Annotated in this window: 18 protein-coding genes and 1 pseudogene; 10 read left to right on the forward strand and 9 right to left on the reverse strand. The window is 70.7% G+C overall.

Annotation, left to right across the window (positions count from 1 at the left end; all coding sequences use genetic code 11):
- The first annotated feature begins 53 nt into the window (after positions 1-53).
- Positions 54-1,040, forward strand: coding sequence for a LysR family transcriptional regulator (locus ABIA38_RS26460; protein ID WP_424641332.1), 987 nt, complete (start codon positions 54-56; stop codon positions 1,038-1,040).
- On the opposite strand, the pseudogene ABIA38_RS26465 reads toward ABIA38_RS26460, so the two are convergent.
- Together ABIA38_RS26465 and ABIA38_RS26470 are read right to left on the reverse strand one after the other, a co-directional pair.
- A pseudogene (locus ABIA38_RS26465) lies at positions 974-1,219 on the reverse strand (ankyrin repeat domain-containing protein); the annotation flags it as partial. The gene ABIA38_RS26460 and the pseudogene ABIA38_RS26465 overlap by 67 nt on opposite strands.
- Before the next feature lie 18 nt (positions 1,220-1,237).
- Entirely contained in the window at positions 1,238-1,696 is a 459-nt protein-coding gene (locus ABIA38_RS26470) for a hypothetical protein (RefSeq protein ID WP_424641333.1), read from the reverse strand.
- A gap of 172 nt (positions 1,697-1,868) precedes the next feature.
- On the opposite strand from ABIA38_RS26470, the gene ABIA38_RS26475 reads away from it, so the two are divergent.
- A complete protein-coding gene (locus ABIA38_RS26475; protein WP_424641334.1) occupies positions 1,869-2,753 on the forward strand; it encodes a SecDF P1 head subdomain-containing protein in 885 nt (294 codons plus the stop codon).
- Positions 2,754-2,786: 33 nt separating this feature from the next.
- Here the strand turns inward: ABIA38_RS26475 and ABIA38_RS26480 are convergent, their stop codons facing one another.
- Positions 2,787-3,317, reverse strand: coding sequence for a MarR family winged helix-turn-helix transcriptional regulator (locus ABIA38_RS26480; protein WP_424641335.1), 531 nt, complete (start codon positions 3,315-3,317; stop codon positions 2,787-2,789).
- 90 nt (positions 3,318-3,407) lie between these two features.
- Here ABIA38_RS26480 and pip point away from each other — a divergent pair, with 90 nt between their 5' ends.
- The 3 genes from pip (at position 3,408) to ABIA38_RS26495 (ending at position 5,555) form a co-directional block, all read left to right on the forward strand.
- Complete coding sequence (pip, locus tag ABIA38_RS26485; RefSeq protein ID WP_424641336.1) at positions 3,408-4,391, forward strand: prolyl aminopeptidase; 984 nt, start codon at positions 3,408-3,410, stop codon at positions 4,389-4,391.
- A 112-nt stretch (positions 4,392-4,503) separates the two neighbouring features.
- Positions 4,504-4,995 carry a DUF1877 family protein gene (locus tag ABIA38_RS26490; protein WP_424641337.1) on the forward strand — a complete coding sequence of 164 codons (492 nt, stop codon included), beginning with the start codon at positions 4,504-4,506 and terminating at the stop codon, positions 4,993-4,995.
- Positions 4,996-5,066: 71 nt separating this feature from the next.
- Positions 5,067-5,555, forward strand: coding sequence for an N-acetyltransferase family protein (locus ABIA38_RS26495; protein ID WP_424641338.1), 489 nt, complete (start codon positions 5,067-5,069; stop codon positions 5,553-5,555).
- A gap of 105 nt (positions 5,556-5,660) precedes the next feature.
- Here the strand turns inward: ABIA38_RS26495 and ABIA38_RS26500 are convergent, their stop codons facing one another.
- Positions 5,661-6,635, reverse strand: coding sequence for an acetylxylan esterase (locus ABIA38_RS26500; RefSeq protein ID WP_424641339.1), 975 nt, complete (start codon positions 6,633-6,635; stop codon positions 5,661-5,663).
- Between the two features lie 367 nt (positions 6,636-7,002).
- Between ABIA38_RS26500 and ABIA38_RS26505 the strand changes: the two genes are divergently transcribed.
- The 3 genes from ABIA38_RS26505 to ABIA38_RS26515 all read left to right on the forward strand — a co-directional run bounded on the left by ABIA38_RS26505 (position 7,003) and on the right by ABIA38_RS26515 (position 9,150).
- Complete coding sequence (locus ABIA38_RS26505; protein WP_424641340.1) at positions 7,003-7,560, forward strand: hypothetical protein; 558 nt, start codon at positions 7,003-7,005, stop codon at positions 7,558-7,560.
- Positions 7,561-7,686: 126 nt separating this feature from the next.
- Positions 7,687-8,442, forward strand: a complete 756-nt coding sequence (locus tag ABIA38_RS26510) for a class I SAM-dependent methyltransferase (protein ID WP_424641341.1) — start codon at positions 7,687-7,689, stop codon at positions 8,440-8,442.
- 84 nt (positions 8,443-8,526) lie between these two features.
- A complete protein-coding gene (locus tag ABIA38_RS26515; RefSeq protein WP_424641342.1) occupies positions 8,527-9,150 on the forward strand; it encodes a GNAT family N-acetyltransferase in 624 nt (207 codons plus the stop codon).
- Positions 9,151-9,178: 28 nt separating this feature from the next.
- Here the strand turns inward: ABIA38_RS26515 and ABIA38_RS26520 are convergent, their stop codons facing one another.
- Positions 9,179-10,174 carry an Lrp/AsnC family transcriptional regulator gene (locus ABIA38_RS26520; protein WP_424641343.1) on the reverse strand — a complete coding sequence of 332 codons (996 nt, stop codon included), beginning with the start codon at positions 10,172-10,174 and terminating at the stop codon, positions 9,179-9,181.
- A gap of 107 nt (positions 10,175-10,281) precedes the next feature.
- Between ABIA38_RS26520 and ABIA38_RS26525 the strand changes: the two genes are divergently transcribed.
- Complete coding sequence (locus tag ABIA38_RS26525) at positions 10,282-11,736, forward strand: MFS transporter (protein WP_424641344.1); 1,455 nt, start codon at positions 10,282-10,284, stop codon at positions 11,734-11,736.
- 88 nt (positions 11,737-11,824) lie between these two features.
- On the opposite strand, the gene ABIA38_RS26530 is transcribed toward ABIA38_RS26525, so the two are convergent.
- From ABIA38_RS26530 to ABIA38_RS26545, 4 genes are all read right to left on the reverse strand, one after another.
- The gene (locus ABIA38_RS26530) at positions 11,825-12,820 is read right to left on the reverse strand and encodes a helix-turn-helix domain-containing protein (RefSeq protein ID WP_424641345.1); all 996 of its coding nucleotides are present in this window, start codon (positions 12,818-12,820) and stop codon (positions 11,825-11,827) included.
- Positions 12,821-12,974: 154 nt separating this feature from the next.
- A complete protein-coding gene (locus ABIA38_RS26535; protein WP_424641346.1) occupies positions 12,975-13,481 on the reverse strand; it encodes a DinB family protein in 507 nt (168 codons plus the stop codon).
- Positions 13,482-13,554: 73 nt separating this feature from the next.
- A complete protein-coding gene (locus ABIA38_RS26540; RefSeq protein ID WP_424641347.1) occupies positions 13,555-15,897 on the reverse strand; it encodes a hypothetical protein in 2,343 nt (780 codons plus the stop codon).
- Between the two features lie 234 nt (positions 15,898-16,131).
- Positions 16,132-18,741, reverse strand: coding sequence for a caspase, EACC1-associated type (locus ABIA38_RS26545; protein ID WP_424641348.1), 2,610 nt, complete (start codon positions 18,739-18,741; stop codon positions 16,132-16,134).
- A 459-nt stretch (positions 18,742-19,200) separates the two neighbouring features.
- Between ABIA38_RS26545 and ABIA38_RS26550 the strand changes: the two genes are divergently transcribed.
- Positions 19,201-19,770 carry an HIT family protein gene (locus ABIA38_RS26550; RefSeq protein ID WP_424641349.1) on the forward strand — a complete coding sequence of 190 codons (570 nt, stop codon included), beginning with the start codon at positions 19,201-19,203 and terminating at the stop codon, positions 19,768-19,770.
- Positions 19,771-19,791 lie beyond the last annotated feature (21 nt).

The following is a 19,791-nucleotide window of genomic DNA, read 5'->3' on the forward strand; positions in this document are numbered from 1 at the left end:
GGAGGGGGTGCGAGCGGAAAGACCTGCTGGGACGGATGCCATACTCTGCGGGTATGGCCGACGTGGACCTGCGTGAACTGCGGTACTTCCGAGTCGTCGCCGAGGAGTTGAACTTCTCCCGCGCGGCGGAGCGCCTGGGGATGACCCAGCCGCCGCTGTCCCGGGCCATCCGGCTGCTCGAACGGCGCCTGGACGCACCCCTGTTCGTCCGGGACAGCCATCGGGTCGAGCTGACCGCCGCCGGCGAGGTGCTGTTCGCGGAATCCCGGTCCGTGCTGGACGCGGTCGACGCGGCGGTGCGCCGCACCCGGCGGGCGGCGGCCGGTCCGCCGACCCTGGTGGTCACCGTGAAGCCGTGCGTGGCCACGGAGTTGGTCCGCGGGATCCTCGACACGTATCGGGCGATTCCCGGCGCACCGGTCGTCGAGGTGGCGGTCAGCGGATTCGGCGAGCAGGCGGACATGGTGCGGGACGGGCGCGCGGATGTGGCGCTGTTGGCCGCACCGTACGACCGCCGGGGACTCGAACTGGAGCCCCTGCTGCGGGAGGCGCGCCTGGCGGCGCTGCCGGCGGCCCATCCGCTGGCCGCCCGGACCACGCTCACCTGCGCCGACCTGGCCGGTCTGCCGATGCCACGATGGCCGACCGCGAACGCGGCGGAGAGCGACTTCTGGGCCGGGCGCGACCGCGAGCCGAGTCGGGCCGGCGAACGAAGCGTGGGCCCGCTCGTCCGGGACACCGCGCAGACCCTGGAGACGGTCGCCCTCGGCCAGGCCGTCGCGCTGGTGTCGACCTCGCTCGCCGACGGCAATCCTCGACCCGACATCGCCTACCGGCCGGTCGTCGACGCGAGTCCGCTGTCGATCGCCATCGCGTGGCGCGAGCAGGCCCGGAATCCGTGGCTCGCCCGGCTGGTCGAGGTGGCGGTGGAGGTCGCCGGGGATGTGGGCGGGGGCCCGGGTGGGGCCGCCGCTCAGCCGGTTCGAGGCGGCGGTGCGCCGGCGCCGGCTGCCCGGAGCGCGGCCACGGTTTCCGGATAGGGGCCGGTCGAGGCCCAGTCGATCGGGGCGTGACCCGTCCCGTGGTCCTCGCGGAGCTCGGGGTCGGCGCCGTGCGCGAGCAGCGCGCGGACCGGGTCGGTGTGCCCCCAACAGGCCGCCGCGCACAGCCGGGTGCCCTCGGAGCCGTGCCCGCTCTCCGGGTCGGGCGCGGCGCCGGCCGGCCGAGCCCGTGGGTGCTATGCCGGGCCGTTGTCGATGTGTTCGTGGCCCACGCGCGTGGCGGTGATCCTGGCCGAGGCGTCCACCCAGGCGGTGGCGTACTCGCGGTCCAGGCGGTCCCGTTCGTCCTCCGGCAGGTGCTCGATCGCCGGGAGCAGGTCGCGCTGTTCGTGGACCAGCAGGCCGTCCATCGCGGACGCGGCGTCCTGGGCCTCGTCGTGGAAACCCCGGCCGTTCGGGCCGAGTCGCTCGGCCGAGTCCAGGAACGCCTCGATCCGGCGCGACTGCGCGATCGCGTCGTCGACGTAGCCGCCGCGGTGTCCGTCGGCGTCGCGGACCGCCGGATACAGGACCCGCTCCTTGGCCGCGATGGTCGCCCGGATCGCGTCGGCGGCCTCCTCGAAGAGCGCGACGGTGCTCTGCGGGGTGGCCCGCCAGCGGCGGATCAGCTCACGGAGGTTGCGGTTGTCCAGCACGGCTGTCTCCTTGCACGTCGACTCGGCTACCCGGGCGCACCCGACCACTTCCGGGAGGCGGCCCGGCCATACCCCGTGCCACTGCCCCTTTCGGCCCGGATCATCCCTTGGCCGCGGCCCGGAACGACGGCTTCGGCCGCGGGAGAGGTGGCGAGCCGGCATCTTGGTCCGCGTGACTCAGCCATCGCGTACTCGAATCGCCCGACCCCTCCTGGTTTCCGCCACCGTCGCCGCCGTGCTGTTCGCGGCGGGTTGCTCGGGGGAGGACCCGGTTCGGTTCAAGGACGCCGACCACACCGCGACTCCCGGGGCCGGCCGGGGCTTCGCCGATGCCACCCTGGTACCGGAACGCCCGTTGGATGGCCCGCAGTTGACCGCTGCGGCGGAGGTGGTCCGAAAGCGCGCGAGTGCGGCCGGGCTGTCGGTGAAGTCGGTGACGGTGCGGGACGGGACGCTGGTGCTACGGGTTTCGCTGAGCACGTCCGGGGCGGACACCCGGCAGCGGATCGGCGCCCTCGGCAGCGGCGGCCAACTGACGGTGCGTCCGGTGAACACGGTGACCCCGTTCGCGCCCGCGACCAATGGGCCGGGTGGCACGGCCGCGCCCTCCGGCGGACCGGAATGCGCCGACTCGGCCACGCCGCGCCCGGATCAGCCGACCGACTCGATCGTGGGGTGCGACGCCAAGGTGCAGGAGAAGTACGCGCTGGGCCCCGCCGTACTCACCGGGGCCGATGTCGCGAGCGCCGAGGCCAAGGCGCAGGAGCAGCCCTTGGTGGGCGGCTGGCTGGTGCTGCTCAAGTGGACGGACAAGGGTCAGGGCGTGTTCACCCGGTTCACTGCCGATGCCGCCGAAGGTCGGCTGCCCACCAATCGGATCGCGATCGTGTACGAGGGCCGGGTGCTGGTCGCGCCGAGCGTGATGTCGGTGATCCCCGGCGACGTGCAGATCTCCGGTACCTTCCGCGAGGACGAGGCGCGCCAACTCGCCGGGAAGATCGGCGCGGGCACGCTGCCTGCCGGGTTCAAGCTCGGGACGTATGTGGAGGGGCAATAGCGTGCGTGGAGGGGCGGTGGCGGGCCGGGCGCACTATCGCGGCGGGTCCGGGTCCTTCGGCGTCGCCATCGCCTCGGCGATCCGCTCCCGCATCGGGTGGTGGTCGAGCGCGGCGAGCGCCTCGTCGAGCAATCGGCTGAGCGGGTAGGGCAGTTCGGCGTCGAGTGTGCGGGCCGCGGTGGTGGTGGCGGTCCACTCGGCGTTCAGGACCGGGAGCAGCTCGTCGGCCTGCGGAGTCGCCGTGACGATGCGTTGGCGGGCGTCCGCGCCGGGGGAGAGGCCGACCAACTCGGCCTTGACCATCTGGGCCACGGTCTGGCTCGCCGCCGAGTGGGTGACGCCGATCGCGGCGGCCAGGTCGCGGATCGAGATCGGCCCACGCGCGGCCAACACCCGGAGTATGGGCCCGTAGCGCGGGCGGAACCCGTAGGGCAGGCCGAGGCCGGCATAGCCGGCGGCGACATCGGCATCCAGCACGTCGAGCAGGTGCCGCAGCCGGGTGCCGAGCAGTTCCGAGGTGGAGGGCACGGAGGCGGATGGCGGAGAGGTCGGGTAGCCGGTCATGGCAGCAATATAACAGCGCTGTTGTATAAGCACTGTTGTGGTTTAAGGTCGGAGCCCTCCACTCACACCGATCCTCGAAGGGCCCCCGCCATGCCTACGTCGAACATCACGCACATCACGCACACCGCCTATCCGCCGATCGAGCCCTACGACCACGGCATGCTCGACGTCGGCGACGGCAACCACGTCTACTGGGAGACCTGCGGCAATCCCGACGGGAAACCCGCGCTGGTCGTACACGGCGGTCCCGGCTCCGGCTGCTCGACGGGTGCACGTCGATTGTTCGATCCGGCGCGCTATCGGGTGGTGCTCTTCGACCAACGCGGCTGCGGGCGCAGTACGCCGCATGCCGGCGATCCGGGTACCGACCTGCGGCACAACACCACGGAGCACCTGCTCGCCGACATGGAACGGTTGCGCGAACACCTGGGTGTGGAGCGGTGGTTGCTCTATGGCGGGTCGTGGGGGTCGACGCTGATCCTGGCCTACGCACAGCGGCATCCCGAGCGGGTGTCGGAGATCGTCATCCCGGCCGTCACCACGACCAGGCGGAGCGAGATCGACTGGCTCTATCGCGGCGTCGGCCGGTTCCTGCCCGCCGAGTGGGAGCGCTTCCGGGACGGCGTACCGCAGGCCGAGCGGGACGACCTGGTCGCGGCCTACGCACGGCTGGTCTCCGACCCCGACCCGGCGGTGCGCGAGCGGGCCACGTTCGATTGGTGCGCGTGGGAGGACGCGGTGGTGGCGGGCGAACCGAACGGCACACCGACCCCGTACGGTGGCCGGGATCCCAAGGCGCGAGCGGCGCTGGTGCGGATCTGCGCGCACTACTTCGCGCACGGCGCATGGTTGCCCGAGGGCATCCTGATCCGCGAGGCCGGCCGGCTCGACGGCATCCCGGGCGTATTGATCCACGGTCGGCTCGACCTGAGCAGCCCCCTGGACACCGCCTGGCACCTGGCCCGGGCCTGGCCCACCGCCACGCTGACCGTGGTCTCCGACGCCGGCCACCTCGGCAGCGACGAGATGCGCGTCCGAATCCGTACCGCGCTCGACGGATTCGCCCGCCGGTAAAGCCGGTTCGGGCACCCGTGCCGGGTCCGGCGAGCGGCTCGGCCGGCATGCTGTCCCGGTGGGCCCCGAGCGTGCGGGGTGGTCCCGGCCGAGGCAAGGGAGGCGAGGCGACATGGGCGGTCGTGCGGTGTTGTTCGCGGTGGAGGACGCCGACGCGAAGCGGCTCCTGGCCGCGGACGACGACGCCGACGTGCGGGCGGTCGTCGAGGAGCTGGAGGAACGCTGGGAGCGGCCCTGGCTCGGCCAGTTGGACAAGGCGTGGGACGCCCTGCACCGCTGCCTGACCGACGGCACGCTGACCTACGCCGCCGGCGAGTATCCGCTGTCGCACGCGATCCTGGGCGGGTACCTGCTGCACGAGGGCGACGAGTGGGAGGTCGGGTACGTGGCGCCCGACGAGGTGCGCGACGTGGCGGAGGCACTCGCGCCGCTGGACGAGGCATGGGTCCGCGAGCGGTACGAAACACTCACCTTCGTCGACTACGACGGCATCGCGGACGAGGACGACATCGGTTACACGGCGGGAAACCTGGTCGACCTGAAGGACTTCTACCGACGGGCCGCCGCGGCGGGTCGGGCGGTGATCCTCACCGTCGATCCGTAGCCGCCGTCCGGGCGCCGGCCCGGCTCGGGAATCCGGTTGGCACGTGCCCGGCGGCGCGGCATCCTGAGCCGATGTTGATCAGGGAAGTCACCGCCGCCGACTGGGCGGCGATCTGGCCGTTCTTCCACCGGATCGTCGCCGCCGGCGAAACTTTCACCTACCCGCTCGACCCGGGCGCGGACCAGGCTCGCGGGTGGTGGATGCTCGATCCGCCGTCGCGCACGGTGGTCGCGGTGGACGACGCCGGGGTGGTCCTGGGCACGGCGAAGATGAACCGCAACCACATGGGCAACGGCTCGCATATCGCCAGTGCGAGCTACCTGGTCGATCCCGCACACGCGGGACGCGGGGTCGGCCGCGCGCTGTGCGAGTACTCGATCGAGTGGGCTCGTGCGGCGGGTTACCGGGCGATGCAGTTCAACGCGGTCGTCGAGACGAACACGCACGCGGTACGGCTGTACCGCAACCTCGGGTTCGAGATCATCGGCACGCTGCCGGAGGGCTTCAAGCACCCGACGCACGGTTATGTCGGGCTGCACATCATGCATCGCCCACTGTGAGAGCGAGCGCGGGCGCGGGCGTGGGCGACGGGTGAGTGTGAGTGTGGGTGCGCGTCGGAGTGCGGGTCCGGGTGTCGCCGGTCGCGCTCCGCGTGGGTCGGCTCGTCAGACCCCGAACGCGTCGCGCAGGAAGGTCAGTCCGACGACCTCGTGGAATGCCTCGCCGCCCTCGTGGCCGTTGAACGGGTAGACCTCGATCCGCTTGTCCGCCGCGTAGTGGTGGTAGGCGGCGAACACCGTGGACGGCGGGCAGGTGGTGTCCATCAGCGCGGCGCTGAACAGGGCCGGCGCGGTCGCGCGCGCCCCGAGGTTGAGTCCGTCGAAGTAGCCGAGCGTGCGGAACACCTGGTCGCTGTGGTCCCGGTGCGCCGCGAGGTAGCGGGCGAGTTCGCCGTAGGGCCCGGTCGAGGCGATCTCCGCACCGCGCCGGAACTGGCACAGGAAGGGAAGGTCGGCCGACACCGCGACCAGGTCCGGCACCAGGCCGGACAGGGCCAGCGCGATACCGCCGCCCTGACTGGTGCCGACCGAGGCGATCCGGGTCGGATCCACGGCCGGATGGCTGCGCGCGGTGGCCACCGCGCGGACCGCGTCGACGAACACCCGACGGTAGTAGTAGCGATCCGGATCGGTGATGCCCCGGGTCAGGAAGCCCGGATGGTTCGGCCCGCTGCCGGCGGGCGCGTCGTCCCCGGTGGCGCCGCTGCGCCAAGTGCTGCCCTGGCCGCGTACGTCCATCACGAGGTGGGCGAACCCGGCCGCCGCGTAGAGCAGCTGCTCGTGCGGCAGGCCGCGGCCACCGCCGTACCCGGGGAACTCGACCACACACGGCAGCGGTTCGTCGCGGTGGGTGGGCAGTACCAGCCAGCCGTGCACACGTTGCCCGCCGTACCCGGCGAAGGACACGTCGAAGACCTCCACCTGGGTCAGCGGCCCGGCCTCGGGTGCGAACGTCGCGTCGAGCGGATGGGCGTCGGCCTCGGCGAGGGTGCGCGCCCAGAACGCGTCGAAGTCGGCCGGTTCGACCCGGGCCGGCCGATACTGCTCCAACTCGTCCAGCGACAGATCGCTCAGCGGCATGGGGTGTTCCTCTCCGGGGGAAGGCTCTCGGTACGGCATTCGCCCGACGCCCATCGCCGATTGTCCGCGTCGCCGAAGCACCGTGATCATCCGGGGGCGGCGACTCCGGATTTCGAGGTCCCCGACGAGTCTCGGGGTCGCTCGGGGTCGCTCAGGGTCGTATGGGTCCCCCGGCATATGTACAGGGGCGTACTTCGGTCCTCGTCGACGTGCGCCGCTCGGAGTACTCCCCCTAGGGGGCGCTCCTCCCCAAGCACTAACGGCACGACCTACACACGACTGATTCCCCGGCACTCGCGTACCTCTAGATTTAGGGAGCCGAGGACGAGGACCAGCCGAAGTCGACCACCAGGAACCAGAGGAATCCATGAGCGCCGCAGCGAAATCGGGGACGGTAGCCGCGTTCATGCGCTTCGTCATCTTCGGTGGTGGCACCGGGCTCGCGTCCAGCGCGACGCTGGTCGCCCTGTCCGGTCACCTGTCCATCGTCGTCGCCAACGCCCTGGTCACCGTGACCTTCACGCTGCTCGCGACCGAACTGCACAGCCGGTTCACCTTCCGGGCGGGTCGGGCACCCGGGCGGCTGCACGTCCAGGCGGCGTTCTCGGCGCTGGTCTGCTACCTGTTCACCACCGGCGCGGTGCTCGGGCTGCACGCGGTGCAATCGGCTCCCGGGGTTGTCAAGGAGCAGGCGGTCTACCTGACCGCGTCCGGGATCGCCGGGATCGCCCGGTTCCTGTTCCTGCGCTTCGTGGTCACGCCGAGGACGGCGGCTGCGGGTGGGCGGGCGGCCAGGCCGGCCCTCGCCGAGCCCGCGCCGCAGGTGTTCGAGGTGCCGAGTCGGATGGTCGACGCGCTGGTTGCGCTGCCGATGCTGGGGTGGCAGGCCGCACCGAACCGTGCCACGCTCGCGGCCACCGCGTAGCGTGGCGCCACTCTCGTTACGTCGTTACCCCGGCACGTCGTTACCCCGGCACGTCGTTACCCCGGCACGTCGTTACCCCGGTACTTCGGTACCCCGCTACTTCGCTACCTCGACAGGAGTACGTGGATGACCCGCGCCGCAACCGAGCACTACGAGCGGATCCTGGCCGCCAACTACACCTGGATGCTGGGCGGCGACCTGGCGCCGGTCGCCGCCGGCCAGGCCGAACTGTTGGCCGGCCTCGACATCGCGCCGACGGCGACCTCGGCGCTCGCGGTGGACCTGGGCTGTGGACCGGGCAATCAGAGTCTGGCCCTGGCCGGACTGGGCTTCACGCGGGTGATGGCGGTGGACACCAGCCGCACTCTGCTAGATGAACTGACGGAATTCGCGGCCGAGTTGCCCGCGATCGAACCGGTTCTCGCGGATCTTCGCACGGTGCTCCCGGAGCGCACCGAAGCGGGTACGGTCGCGGCCGTGGTGTGCATGGGCGACACCCTGACCCACCTGCCCGGCAAGGACGACGTGCGCACGTTGCTTGCGGACATCGCCCGGGCCCTCGGGGCCGGCGGCCGGCTGGTCGTCACCTACCGCGACCTGACCGAAACCCTGCACGGCATAGACCGGTTCATCCCGGTACGCAGCACCGCCGACCGGGTGTTGACGTGTTTCCTGGAATACCCGAACGAGGACACCGTCCTGGTCCACGACCTCCTGCACACCCACGACGGCACTGCCTGGACCCAGCAGGTCGGCTGCTACCCGAAGTTGCGGATCGCCCGGGACTGGCTCGCCGACCAGTGCCGCGCCGTAGGCCTGACCGTCGAGCACGACGCACCCGGGCCGCGCGGCATCCAGGTGCTGGCGGCGCGCAAGGGCTGACGGGCGGGGCAGGGCAGAGCAGGGCAGGGCATGGATGGGGAATTGGAGTGCGGGCCGGTGGCCGGCCGTGATACCCCAACCCCCATGGAAGATCTGGAAACCGAACGACTCGTCCTGCATCCGCTGACTGTCGCCGAGGCCGAGCGCCTGGTGGCCGGCACGCCGGACGAGCACGCGCGTTGGGCGGTCGGCTATCCGACCGGTGGCGACGTGGTGGCGGGCAGGCGATTTCTGGAGAGGTATGCGACCACGGGTGATCCGGGACCTTTCGCCAACTACGAGATCCGCCGCCGGGAGGACGGGCAGGCGATCGGCGGCATAGGTTTTCATGGCGCTCCGGACGCGCACGGCACGGTCACCATCGGCTACGGCCTGATCCCGACGGCCCAACGCAACGGTTACGCCACGGAGTCGCTACGCGGTCTCCTCGACTTCGCCCGAACAGCGGGCGTCACGCGGGTCATCGGCGACACCGACCACGACAACATCGCGTCGCAGCGGGTGATGACGGCGGCGGGTATGCGGCTGACCAGGGAGGACGCCGAGCTGAAGTACTACGCGATCGATTGGTCGGAGGCGGAGGCGGAGGCGGAGGCGGAGGCGGAGGCGGAGGCGGACGCGAGCGTGGCCGTGGCCGTGGCCGTGGGCGTGGATGCGGGCTTGGGCTCGCGCTCGCCCTCGGACCAGGGTGGGTCGGCCGAGGTTTGATTGCCGGGCCGGGGGCGATCGCAGCCACTCACTTCCGGGAGGGCACGGCAGCGCGTTCGATCGGAAGCAGGGTGCCGGCTCGTTTCACCGTGCGAATGACCGGGGCCGTCTCGATCGTGTGGATCGCGTCCAGCGAGGCGATCCGCTCGGTCAGATACCGCGCAAGGTCGAGGGAATTCCGGCAGTTGACGGCCGCGAGCAGATTGGTCGGCCCGGTGGTCTGGGCCACGAGGGAGACTTCGGGATGGCGGGCCAGCGCGGAGGCCACGGCGGTGAGCCGGGACGGTCGTACCGACATCCACAGGCGGGCTTCGGCGTGATAGCCGAGCGCGGCGGGCGGGATGTCGACGAGGAAGGTCAGTACGCCGGCTTGGCGCAGGGCTGTGAGTCGGCGTCGCACGGTGGATTCGGACCATCCAGTCGCGGCGGCGAGTTCGGTGTGGCTCGCGCGTCCGTCCCGCGCCAGGAGGTCGAAGAGCGGGCGGTCCGCCGGCCCCGGGGTGATGTCGCGGTCGTCGGTGGGCGGCGGGGTGAGCCGCTCGGCCTGTTCCGCGGTGAGGCGGGCGGGTCCGGCCCAGTTGTTGGGCAGGGCGTAGTGGCCGAGCAGCAGGTGGGCGGAGACGGCGGTGATGCGGGCGGTTCTGGGGAGTTTGTGCAGCAGCAGCGCCTCGCTCTCGTCGGTGGTGGGTGTTTGCACGCTGCACGAGATCTCGGTGCCGCCGGAGAGCAGGTGCACGTAGGAGGTGTCGGGGCGGGTGGCCAGGGCCTTGGCAATGGCGGTTGCCGCGTCCGGGGTGCACTGGAGCCGGATGGTCCAGGCGTGGTAGCCGAGGCGGGCGCCGTTGAGCGTGCCGACCACGCGCAGGATGCCGCCCGCGCGCAGGCGTCGGTAGCGGCGGGCGACGGTGTTCTCGGAGACGCCGAGGACTTCGCCGACCAGGCGGAGCGGGGCCCGGCCATCGATCTGTAGGGCATGCACCAGCCCTCGATCGATGGCGTCCAGTGTGACGGTATCCGTCTTCATGGGGCATGAGTGTGCCGGCATCCACCGCACATGGCCGGGTGGGCGGCGGTTCGGGTGTTGCTCCCCGACCGTGGGAGGCGTCCGAAAAGCTCTGCGGAGGAAGCCTCATGCGCAAGTGGTGGCCATTGGTAGCCGTCTGTCTCGGCACCTTCTTGTTTCTGCTCGACACCACCGTGTTGTCCGTTGCCCTGCCCGACATCGGGGAGGGGTTGTCCGCCTCGCTGACCGGCCTGCAGTGGGTGGTCGATATCTACACGCTGGTTCTGGCCGTCCTGATGCTCACGATGGGAGCGCTGGTGGACCGGCTCGGCGCCCGCACGGTGTACGTCGCCGGCCTGGTGGTCTTCGGGATCGGCTCGCTGCTGTGCGGCCTGGCCCCGAACGTGGGTGTACTGATCGTGGCCCGCGGGGTGCAGGGCATCGGCGGCGCGGCGATGGCCGTTACCACGTTCGCCCTGATCGGCTGCGGCTACCGGGGCCCCGAAATGGGGCGAGCGATGGGCGTCTTCGGCGCGGTGACCGGCCTGGCGGCTGCGGCGGGGCCGATGCTCGGCGGCATCCTCACCCAATACCTCGGCTGGCGGGCGGTGTTCTTCGTCAACCTGCCCCTCGTCGCCGTCACCGTCGCGCTGTCATTGCGGGTCCTGGCCGCTGGAAGGAGGGGTGCCGGGATGCGGGGTGCCGGGTGGCGGGGTGCCGGGACGCGGGATGTCGGGACGCGCATCGACCTGCCCGGCATGCTCGCCTTCGCGTTGTGCGCGAGCTCGCTCACCTACGCCTTGACCCGGGCTGCCGAGGAGGGCCGGCCCTCCCCATCGACGCTGGGCCTGCTGGTGCTCGCCGCGTTGGCCGCAGTCGTCTTCGTCCGGGTCGAACTGCGCAGCGGTGCGCCGTTGTTGGATGTACGGCTGTTCGCCCGGGCGTCCTTCTCGGCGGTGCTGATGTGTGTGGTCGCGTCCACGGCCGCCTTCGCGGCGCTCGTCTATACGTCGGTGTGGTTGCAGTCGGGGCTCGGCCTGGGCCCGGTACGCGCCGGGTTCGCCCTCATGCCCCTTGCCCTGGCCTCGTTCGCCACCTCACTGATCAGCGGACGCCGGCTGCACGGGAAACCCCCGCGCGCGATTCTCGCCACCGGCCTGCTGCTGAGCGGGATCGGTTGCGCGTTGCAGACGGCGCCGGCCGCGGACTCGTCGGCCGGGTCCCTTGCGGTGGGGCTGACCGTCACCGGCATCGGCGTGGGGCTGCTGGGTCCGGCCATGGGGGCGGCGGTCCTGGCAGCGCTCCCGGCGGAGCGGGGCGGGATGGCCGCCGGCGCGATGACCACCTTCCGGCAGTTGGGGCAGACACTCGGCGTCGCGGCCTTCGGGGTGTTGTTCCGGCACGGCGATGCCGCCATGGCCGAGGGCTTGAACCGGGTCCTGATCGCCGCCGCGGCGGCCGGGATCATCGGCTCCGTCCTGGCTTACGCCTTCGTGCCGAAACCGGTGGCGGAGGAGAGGGCCGCGTCGGCCGGATCGGGCGGATCGGCATCCGGCGGGCGGAACGTGACCGGCTCCCGGTGAACGCCCGCCGTGCGGGGAGTCGACCCTATGGCTCGGGCGTGTGGTGGTGCGGTGGTGCGGTGGTGCGGTGGCGACAGGTGGGGATGTCTCAGATGCCGGCTGCGGATGCCCGGCGGTAGGCGTCCGGGGTTTGGCCGGTCCAGCGCTGGAAGGCTCGGCGCAGGGCTCGGGCGTCGGTGTAGCCGAGCCGGCCGGCTATGGATTGCACCGGGAGTTCGGTGTCGCGCAGGAGGGTCGCGGCGTGTTCGTGGCGGACGGATTCGATCTCGTCGCGCCAGGTGGTCTGGAGGTCGCTCAGCCGCCGCTGGAGGGTGCGCGGGCTCATCGCCATGCGGTGGGCGACCAGTTCCAGGCCGAGTTCCTCGCCGCCGAGGGATCCGGCGATCACCGAGCGGAACCGGCCGTGCCAGTCGGCGGCGGGTCGGGCGTCGGCGAGCAGGCCGTCGGCGTATCGGCGCAGGATCAGGGCGAGTTCGTCGTCCGAGGCGGGTACGCGGCGGGGCGCGGCGTCCAGGTCGAGGAAGGTGATCGAGTTCGTCCTGGCGCCGAAGTCGATGGCCCGGGTGCCGAACGCCTCGATCAGATGCCCGTGGCTCTTGGGGGCGTCGTGCGCCAGGGCGACGTGTACGGGGGTGGCCGACGGCCCTCGCGCGTCTCGCGCCCGTCTGAGCATCAGCGCCATCGCAAACTCGTCGATCGCGGTGACGGCGGCCGGCGAGTAGAGCGCGATGCCGTAGTTGAGGGTGAGCCGTCGGTCGTCCTCGACCACCGTCATCTCGACGCCGGGATCGGTCACGGTCGCGAGGTAGCGGGCCGCGTCGCGACAGCCGTCGGCGAACGTACCGGCGGTGGTGAACAGGTAGTCCCACACATGCAACCGCCCCTGCCCGGCCGTCGCGGCGGCCCGGACGCCGGCGCCCGGCGGGCCGGCCTGGGCGATCAGCTCCCAGGTCCGGATCAGGCTCGCGGTGGGTACGCGCAGGAGCGGGTCGGCGAGCGTGTCCGGCTCGAAGCCCGGCAGATGCGCAAGTTCGCTCGAGGCCACGCCGGCCTCGAGCGCGGCATCCCGCACAACGCGTGCCATGTGTGAGGAAACCGTGTAATCGATCACGGCCGGAGCATATCCGGGCGGCTGATGGCAACAATTGTCCGGGATCTGTCGCCGATGGTCCCCTGGTTGGCGTGTGGTGTCCCCCTTCCGGTGGCTGGTGGTTGGTGGTTGGTTGGTGGGTGGTTGGTCAGGGACCGGTGACGCCGTCGATGCCCTCGCGGAGGAAGTCGGCGTGGCCGTTGTGCCGGGCGTACTCGTGGATCAGGTGGAACATCACCAGGCGCAACGAGACGTCCTCACCGGACTTGGCGTGGTAGCCGGTGACATCGAGCGATTCGGCGGCGGCCTCGATCCGGCGCGAGTGCTCGACCTCGGCCTCCCACGCGGCAAACGCCTCGGCCCGGCTGGACGTACTCGCGTCGTAGGCCACTTGGAAGTCGCCCCGGTCCGACCACACGAGCGGGATGTCCTCGCCATTGATCACCCGCCGAAACCAGGCCCGTTCCACCTCGGCCATGTGCCGCACCAGGCCGAGCAGCGAGAGCGTCGAGGGCGGCATCGACCGCCGCCGCAGCTCCTCGTCGGAGAGGTCGTCACACTTCATCGCGAGCGTCGCACGATGGTAGTCGAGGAAGGCACGCATCATCTCCCGCTCACCGGCGATGACGGGCGGGGAGGGACGGTCGGTGGACATGGGGCCTCCGTTTTGCTTGATCACGATGGTCGCGTGCTGCCGTGATGAGTTTCTAGCAGCGCGCCCAGTTGGATCAGGCGTCGGTACCCGGTGGCGACGGGGCTGGGGCGTACCCCTGGCCGAAGTCGCGGAGGATGCGAGCGGCGGCGCGGCGGGAGTAAGGCTCGGGGGTGGTGGGTGCGGCGAATCCGGCGGTGGGGAGGGTGCGGAGGATTGCGGCGGCTTCGGGGCGGAAGCGTGGGCTGAGTAGGCCGAGTCCGGTGGCGGCGCGGCGGGTGGCGACGGGGGTGGCGGTTGGGTTGGCGAGGATGTGGCGGAGGTGGTCGGCGGCTTCGTCGAGGAAGCGGGGGCTGAGGTCGCCGAGCAGGCGGGCTGCTCGGGTTTGGGTGTAGGGGGTGGTGGTTGGGCTCTGGAGGACGGCGCGTACTGCGGCGGCGGCCTCGGGGATGTGGCCGCGGCCGAGGCGGAAGAGATGGCGGGCGATGGAGATGCGGTCGTGGGGGCTGGTGTTGGTTGAGGTGAGGAGGCTGCGGAGGGCGGCGGTGCCTTCGGCGGTGAACCCTTGGCCGAGGTTGGTGAGGTGTGTGGCGGCGGAGGCTCGGGTGGGCGGGGTGATTTCGGGGGAGGTGATGATTGTGCGTAGGTGGTCGGCGCCTTCTTCGACGTAGCCTTGGCCGAGGTCGGCGATGGTTTGCGCTGCGACGGTTCGGGCGGTGGGGGTGCTCGCGGGGTCTTTGAGGAGGTCTCGGAGGGTTTTGATGGCGTCTGGTGTGCAGCCTGCGTTGGTCGTGATGAGTGCCTTGGCCGCCTGGCTGCGTTCGTCGGCGTCGGTCCCGGGCGCGGCGAGGATCTCGCGTAGTGCGTCACGGGCTTCGGGGAGGTAGCCGGGGCCGAGGGCCGCGAGTTCCGTTGCCGCTGAGATGCGTAGGGGCGGGCCGGCTGCGGAGTCTTGGACGATGGGTCGCAGCAGCGAGGCCGCGTCGTCCGCGCAGGCCGGGCCGACCTTGGCGTAGCTCTCGGCGATGAGGATGTCGGTTCTCGGGTTGGGATCGACCGAGTCCGAAATGGCGCGAAGCCGATGCAGGGTCTCTTCGAGGAAGCCCTGTCCCAGGAATCGCAGCCCCAGGGCCGCCTGTGTTCGCTCCGCAGGTCGTGCGGTGGTGGAAGCGGAGATCTCCCGCAGCGCGTTCGCTGCTTCGTCGCGGTATTCGTCGCCCTGAAAGACGAGGTCGTCGGCGGTCCGGATGCGCGATTCAACGTTGGCATCGGGAGCCGAAAGAGCCGCCCACAGGGCGGTCAAGCCTTCGGTGATGTACTGCGTCCCCCGAAAGCGCAGGATATCTGCGGCTCGGCACCTGTCGTGGATGTCGGTGTCCGGCCCCTGGATGATGGCACGGAGGAGGTCCACCGCCTCGGCGTCGATTCCCGATGTGAGGCTGTCCAGAGTTCGGGCGGTGTGCGTTCGGTCCCGGACGGAAGTGTCCGCGCCGGCCAGGATGGTCCCGAGTACGGTCACCATCCACGGGATCTGATCGGGGGCGACCTTGTACAGGTCGGGTGCAACCTGGTTGCGGAATGAAGCGGAGTGATGGGGATCGGCGAAGGATCGACGGAGTACGTCGACGGCCTCGGACACGTACGCCGCGCCGAGGCCGGCCAGCTTCCCGGCGGCAGTTACCCGAGTCTGCGGCCCGGTGTCGGGGGCGGTCAGCACCGCTCGGAGGGCCTGTACGGCAGCACCGACGAAACTGGCCCCGAGTTCGGCCAGGTTTCCTGCGACTTGACAGCGGACCACCGCAGTTGCGTCCGGGGCGTGGAGGATCGTGTTCAGCATCCGCGCTGCCTCCGGTACGTGGCCCGGGCCCAATTCGCCGAGTCGTAAAGCCGCATGAGCTCGGATGCTTGCGTTGGACGTCGGCGCGCGGAAAACCGCGCGAATGACGTTCGGGGCCTGGGCGAGTTGCCCGATGTCCAGCCGCGCCACGAGATGCACAAGGTCGCAGCGAGTGGCCGCGCTGGTGGTGGGAGCGCTGTCGAGGCGGTGGAGCGCGTTGAGGGCCTCGATCGTGGTGGCGGGGGCGAGCCTGGCCATCGCTGCGGCAGCAGCCTTGATGGCGTATGAGTCGGCGTCCCGAGCGACAAGGTGCTCACGGAGCATCCGTACCGCTTCCGTCACGTGGCTCGAACCGAGCTCGCCCAGGTTCACCACGGCGTCGAGGCGGCTGTACAAGTTGGTGTCGCAGGCAACGGCGAGGGTGCGGAGGAGAGTTGCGCCTTCGTCGGAATAGGCGGGTCCGAGCGTGGCGAGCCGGGACGCGGCGAGTACACGATCGAAGGAGGACACGTACCGTGCGTGCTGGATCTCGCGAAGTGCCTTCGCCGCCTCCGCCGCGTGCTCCGGGCCGATGCCGGCCAAGGCTTGCGCGGCTCGACCCCGGGAATCGGGGTCGGCCTCGGGGGCGGTGAGGACCATGCGAAATGCGGCGATGGCGGATTCGGCGTGTTCCGGCCCGAGAGCCGCCAATCCGCCGGCTGCGTTGATCGTTGTCTCGAAGTCTTCCGCCACGGAGGGAAGGGCGTTCCGCAGGGCCTCTGCGGCCTCGGCACCGTACTCCGGACCGCACTGGGCAAGCGCGGTCAGGGCCGAGACTCATGCGAAAAGGGGAGTGTCGGCATCGCCGAGCAGGCCGCGAAGAACCACCAGCGCGGTCGCCACGCCGTGATCGATCAGCGACTGACCGATCTGCACGCGTAGTGCGTGTTGCTGATAGCAACTGCCAAGGAAGTCGTTCAGGGTTCGCCGAACGGCCGGTTCCCGGATGAGGGCCGCCGCGTCTGTGATGACGCGCTGTGCATGTTCCGGAAGCGGGCCTTTCGCCAAGGTCTGCGTCAGGTGCGCGGCGAAGGACTCGACGTGACGCGTCTCGGCGGGCACGCCGGCCGCGAGCAGTTCCCCGGCCAGGGCCGCGTAGTCGCCCGTACCGCCGGTCAGCCAGGCCAAAAGCGCGTCGCCCGTGCCGTATCGATGCGCATGGTGTGCGAGCACGGCCTGCGCGAACAGGTCGCCGTTCACGGCTCGATGCACCGTCCGTGCCCAGTCGGCGTGCTCCGGGTCGAACTTCGTCGGCAGTCGGTCCGCCAGCAGACCTGCGGCGATGTGTTCCGCGAAGCTGTAGTGCGTGAAGCGCAAGAAGTCGCCGTGGTGGGTGAACACCCCCGCTGCGCCGAGCACCGATGCCACCAACCGGCCCCACTCCGGGACGTTGCGGCGGGCCGGGCGGCAGTCGTGGTCGTCCAGCCAGTCCAGGGCGAGGTCCAGCAGGGCGCGCGTGGTGGTGGTCGGGTCGGTGACCACTGTGACGGCCAGGTGTTCGACCAGGTCGGTTCGGTGTTCGAAGAGGTAGGTGGCGCAGGCTTGTTGGGCGGCCGGGCGTTGGGTCCAGCGTTGTAGGACGGTTTGCTTTTGTTCGTGTATCTCCTCGATGTGCGCGTCGGCGAGCAGGGTGAAGTAGTCGGCGTAGAGGGTGAAGCGGTTGCTTGGGAGGGGTGTGCCGGGGTGCTTTTGGTAGACGAGTGCGGCGACCGTTGCGAGTAGTGGGATGCGGACCAAATCGCGGATTCCGGGTGCTTTCGTTTGGCGTAGGAAGCCGGCGGCCGACTTCCTGCCGTCGGTGTGGTCGCGGAACCAGTGGTGGGCGAATTCGTGCAACTGTTCGCGGTCGAAGGGCTCCAGGGTGTATGTCCCGGTCGCCGCGTGCTGGAGTGGGGCCAGTTCGTCGTTGGGCAGTGGTCTGGTGGTGATCAGCAGTCGGAATCGGCCGTCGGGGTTGCGGACCCGGCCGGCCAACTCGGCGACCAGACTGCGGCGGCGGTCGGGGTCGGTGATCTCGTCCAGGCCGTCGACGATCAGGAGGCATGTGGTGCCCTCGGGGAGTCGGTCGAGCAGGTCGTCGGGGAGGGGGTGGTCCAGGTGTGGGGCGAGTTCGGCGGACAGGGTCCGGACCAGGCGCGGGATCAGCGCGCCGCGGTCGGCGGCGAGGCGGCCGGCGGTGACTCGGACCGGCAACAGGCGCTCGGTGTCGCCCTGTTGGGCTGCGTCCGTTGCGTAGGCGGTGGCCAGGGAGGCGGCCAGTTGCAGGCTCAGGGAGGATTTTCCCTGGCCTGCGCCGCCGGTGATCAGTACGTGGCGGTGCAGGGCGAGGGTGTCTTCGGCGGGTCGGGCGGGGGCCACCGGTTGGCCGGCGGCGGTTTCCTTCGGTGCGAGGTGCTGTCTGTGGCGCTGTTCGTCCGGGTGGTGTCGGTCGTGAGCCCAGTCCTGATCACGGTTGCGGAATTCTTCGCGTGGCGCGCCGGCGTGGCTGGTCGCTGTACCGCGCGCTTGCTGGCGGACGTACACCGTGGCCAGGCCGTCGAGGGGCGCGTCGTACAGGCGGTAGGTGAAGTTGCGGGCGGTGATGGTTTGGGCGTGTAGTAACTCCCTTAGGTGGCAAGGGAGTTCTGGGGTTGCGTCAGCGGCCGATGGGTGGCGGTTCCAGCCCAATACGATTCGGGCGCCGTGGTCCTCGGTGCGTTGGTGCGGTTGTGGGAAGCCCAGTTCGGGCAGTACGCGGTGTAGGTGGGTGTGTACCGTGGCCAGGTCCAATGCCCTGGGCCCGCCGGAGATGCCGTGTTCCAGGATGTTGATCAACTGGCCGGTGAAGGCGGTGTATTGGCCGCCCACCGGCGCGATTGCCTGCCGTGTCGCGGAGGCGGCGGCCAGTACGTAGCTGCCTTCCACCCGGGACAGTTCCGCCAGTCGTGCGTCGTCCGGTCCCATTGCGCCGGCCAGGGCTCGGCCGGCGAAGCAGCAGTCCAGGAGTACGGCCTTGGCGGGGACTCGGCGCGCCCCGCGCAGGACATCGCGTACATCCTGGAATGGCAGGGTCGTGTAGGCCCGATCGGGTCGGCAGTGGGGGAGGGACAGCAGCAGGTCCTCGGTGTCCGGCGAGATCAGGCCGTGGCCCGCGTAGTACAGGAGTACCAGGTCGGTCGCGGCGCCGGCCGCTTCGCTCAGGGCGTCGAGCACGTCGTCGCGACGCGCCGGCTGCTCGATCACTACGCAGTTCGCGGCGGGCAGCCCCCACACCTGCGGGTCGGTGAGCAACTCCCGTAGGCGGGACAGGTTTCGGGCCACGGCGGGCAGCGGCGCCAGGTGTTCGAAGTCGTGTGCGCCGACCAGGACCACCCGTGATCCGTGCGGATCGTGTGGCGCGGCCGTCACGGCGACGACCCGGCCCGGGACGCCAGGCCGTCGATTGGTACGCGCATCCATCCCCCTTGGCCGCCCGGGTGGTTCAGCCTAATGGGCCAGGGTGACGAGGTGGGGCACATCGGGTCGGTGGGGTGGTGGGGTGGTGGTGTGGTTGCCGGTAGCCTGATCGCTTCGACGGTTCACCCGTTCACCCGTTCACCCGTTCACCCCTCACCCGGGCGGGTGGTTCTCTCGGGGAGGGGCGCGGCGTACTTGTCGCGAGTACGTCCCGAGCCGGCTGCGGGCCGGTCACAGGCGCGTTCAGGGGCGTGACGCGCGGGCGGCCGAGTTCGTTGACTCAACCGAACGTTTGCCGCAATTGGCGGATCCTCGCCGCCGTTCGAGTTGGAGGCCGTCGTGTGTGGTTCCCAAGTACCCGGACCCCGACCGCTTGCGGCCTCCAACCGGCCGCCGACGAAGCCGGAGCAGGTGGCGAGACCGGAGAAGGCGGTACAGCCGGAGCAGCCGGAGCAGCCGGAGCAGGCAGAGCAGCCGGAGCAAGCGGGGAAGGACGAGAAGGGCGAGAAGGCCGAGAAGGCGGAAAGCCGTGCTGATGGCGCCTGTTCGATGTGTCGGAAGGACTTCGCCGCGCCCGACATCGGCTGGGGGCTGCTGCTCAAGCGCGGCGTGTACGCCAATGCGTACCTGTGGCGTTCCGGGCGGGTGCGCGGGTATGTGGTGGTGGTCTGGACCGGCGGACACGTGGTCCGACCGGCCGAGCTGACCCCCCGTCAACTGGCCGGATTCATGGCCGAGGTGACGGCGGCCGGCCAGGCGATCGAGGCGCACTATCGGCCCGTGCCGACCCTGAACGTGTCCCTCCTGGAGAACGACATCCCGCACCTGCACGCACATCTGATTCCGCGTCACCCCGCCGTTCCGCCGCCGGAGCGGGCGAAGCCGTTCGCGCATCTCGTTCGGGACCGGCAGGACGAGGACCGGGTCCAGGCGGATGCCGCCGGGTTGCGGGCGCTGCTGTCCTATTCGGCGCCGACGTAGGCGGCGGATACCGATGCTGCG

The sequence above is a fragment of the Embleya sp. AB8 genome (assembly GCF_049739465.1).
Taxonomy (GTDB): Bacteria; Actinomycetota; Actinomycetes; order Streptomycetales; family Streptomycetaceae; genus Embleya.

What these genes read in the sequence shown, in the direction of transcription:
- ABIA38_RS26505 (WP_424641340.1), top strand. Translation starts at nt 7,003, where the DNA reads ATGAGCGCCGCAGCGAAATCGGGGACGGTAGCCGCGTTCATGCGCTTC.
- ABIA38_RS26520 (WP_424641343.1), bottom strand. Translation starts at nt 10,174, where the DNA reads ATGAAGACGGATACCGTCACACTGGACGCCATCGATCGAGGGCTGGTG.
- ABIA38_RS26515 (WP_424641342.1), top strand. Translation starts at nt 8,527, where the DNA reads ATGGAAGATCTGGAAACCGAACGACTCGTCCTGCATCCGCTGACTGTC.
- ABIA38_RS26535 (WP_424641346.1), bottom strand. Translation starts at nt 13,481, where the DNA reads ATGTCCACCGACCGTCCCTCCCCGCCCGTCATCGCCGGTGAGCGGGAG.
- pip (WP_424641336.1), top strand. Translation starts at nt 3,408, where the DNA reads ATGCCTACGTCGAACATCACGCACATCACGCACACCGCCTATCCGCCG.
- ABIA38_RS26525 (WP_424641344.1), top strand. Translation starts at nt 10,282, where the DNA reads ATGCGCAAGTGGTGGCCATTGGTAGCCGTCTGTCTCGGCACCTTCTTG.
- ABIA38_RS26500 (WP_424641339.1), bottom strand. Translation starts at nt 6,635, where the DNA reads ATGCCGCTGAGCGATCTGTCGCTGGACGAGTTGGAGCAGTATCGGCCG.
- ABIA38_RS26490 (WP_424641337.1), top strand. Translation starts at nt 4,504, where the DNA reads ATGGGCGGTCGTGCGGTGTTGTTCGCGGTGGAGGACGCCGACGCGAAG.
- ABIA38_RS26460 (WP_424641332.1), top strand. Translation starts at nt 54, where the DNA reads ATGGCCGACGTGGACCTGCGTGAACTGCGGTACTTCCGAGTCGTCGCC.
- ABIA38_RS26530 (WP_424641345.1), bottom strand. Translation starts at nt 12,820, where the DNA reads ATGGCACGCGTTGTGCGGGATGCCGCGCTCGAGGCCGGCGTGGCCTCG.
- ABIA38_RS26510 (WP_424641341.1), top strand. Translation starts at nt 7,687, where the DNA reads ATGACCCGCGCCGCAACCGAGCACTACGAGCGGATCCTGGCCGCCAAC.
- ABIA38_RS26480 (WP_424641335.1), bottom strand. Translation starts at nt 3,317, where the DNA reads ATGACCGGCTACCCGACCTCTCCGCCATCCGCCTCCGTGCCCTCCACC.
- ABIA38_RS26495 (WP_424641338.1), top strand. Translation starts at nt 5,067, where the DNA reads ATGTTGATCAGGGAAGTCACCGCCGCCGACTGGGCGGCGATCTGGCCG.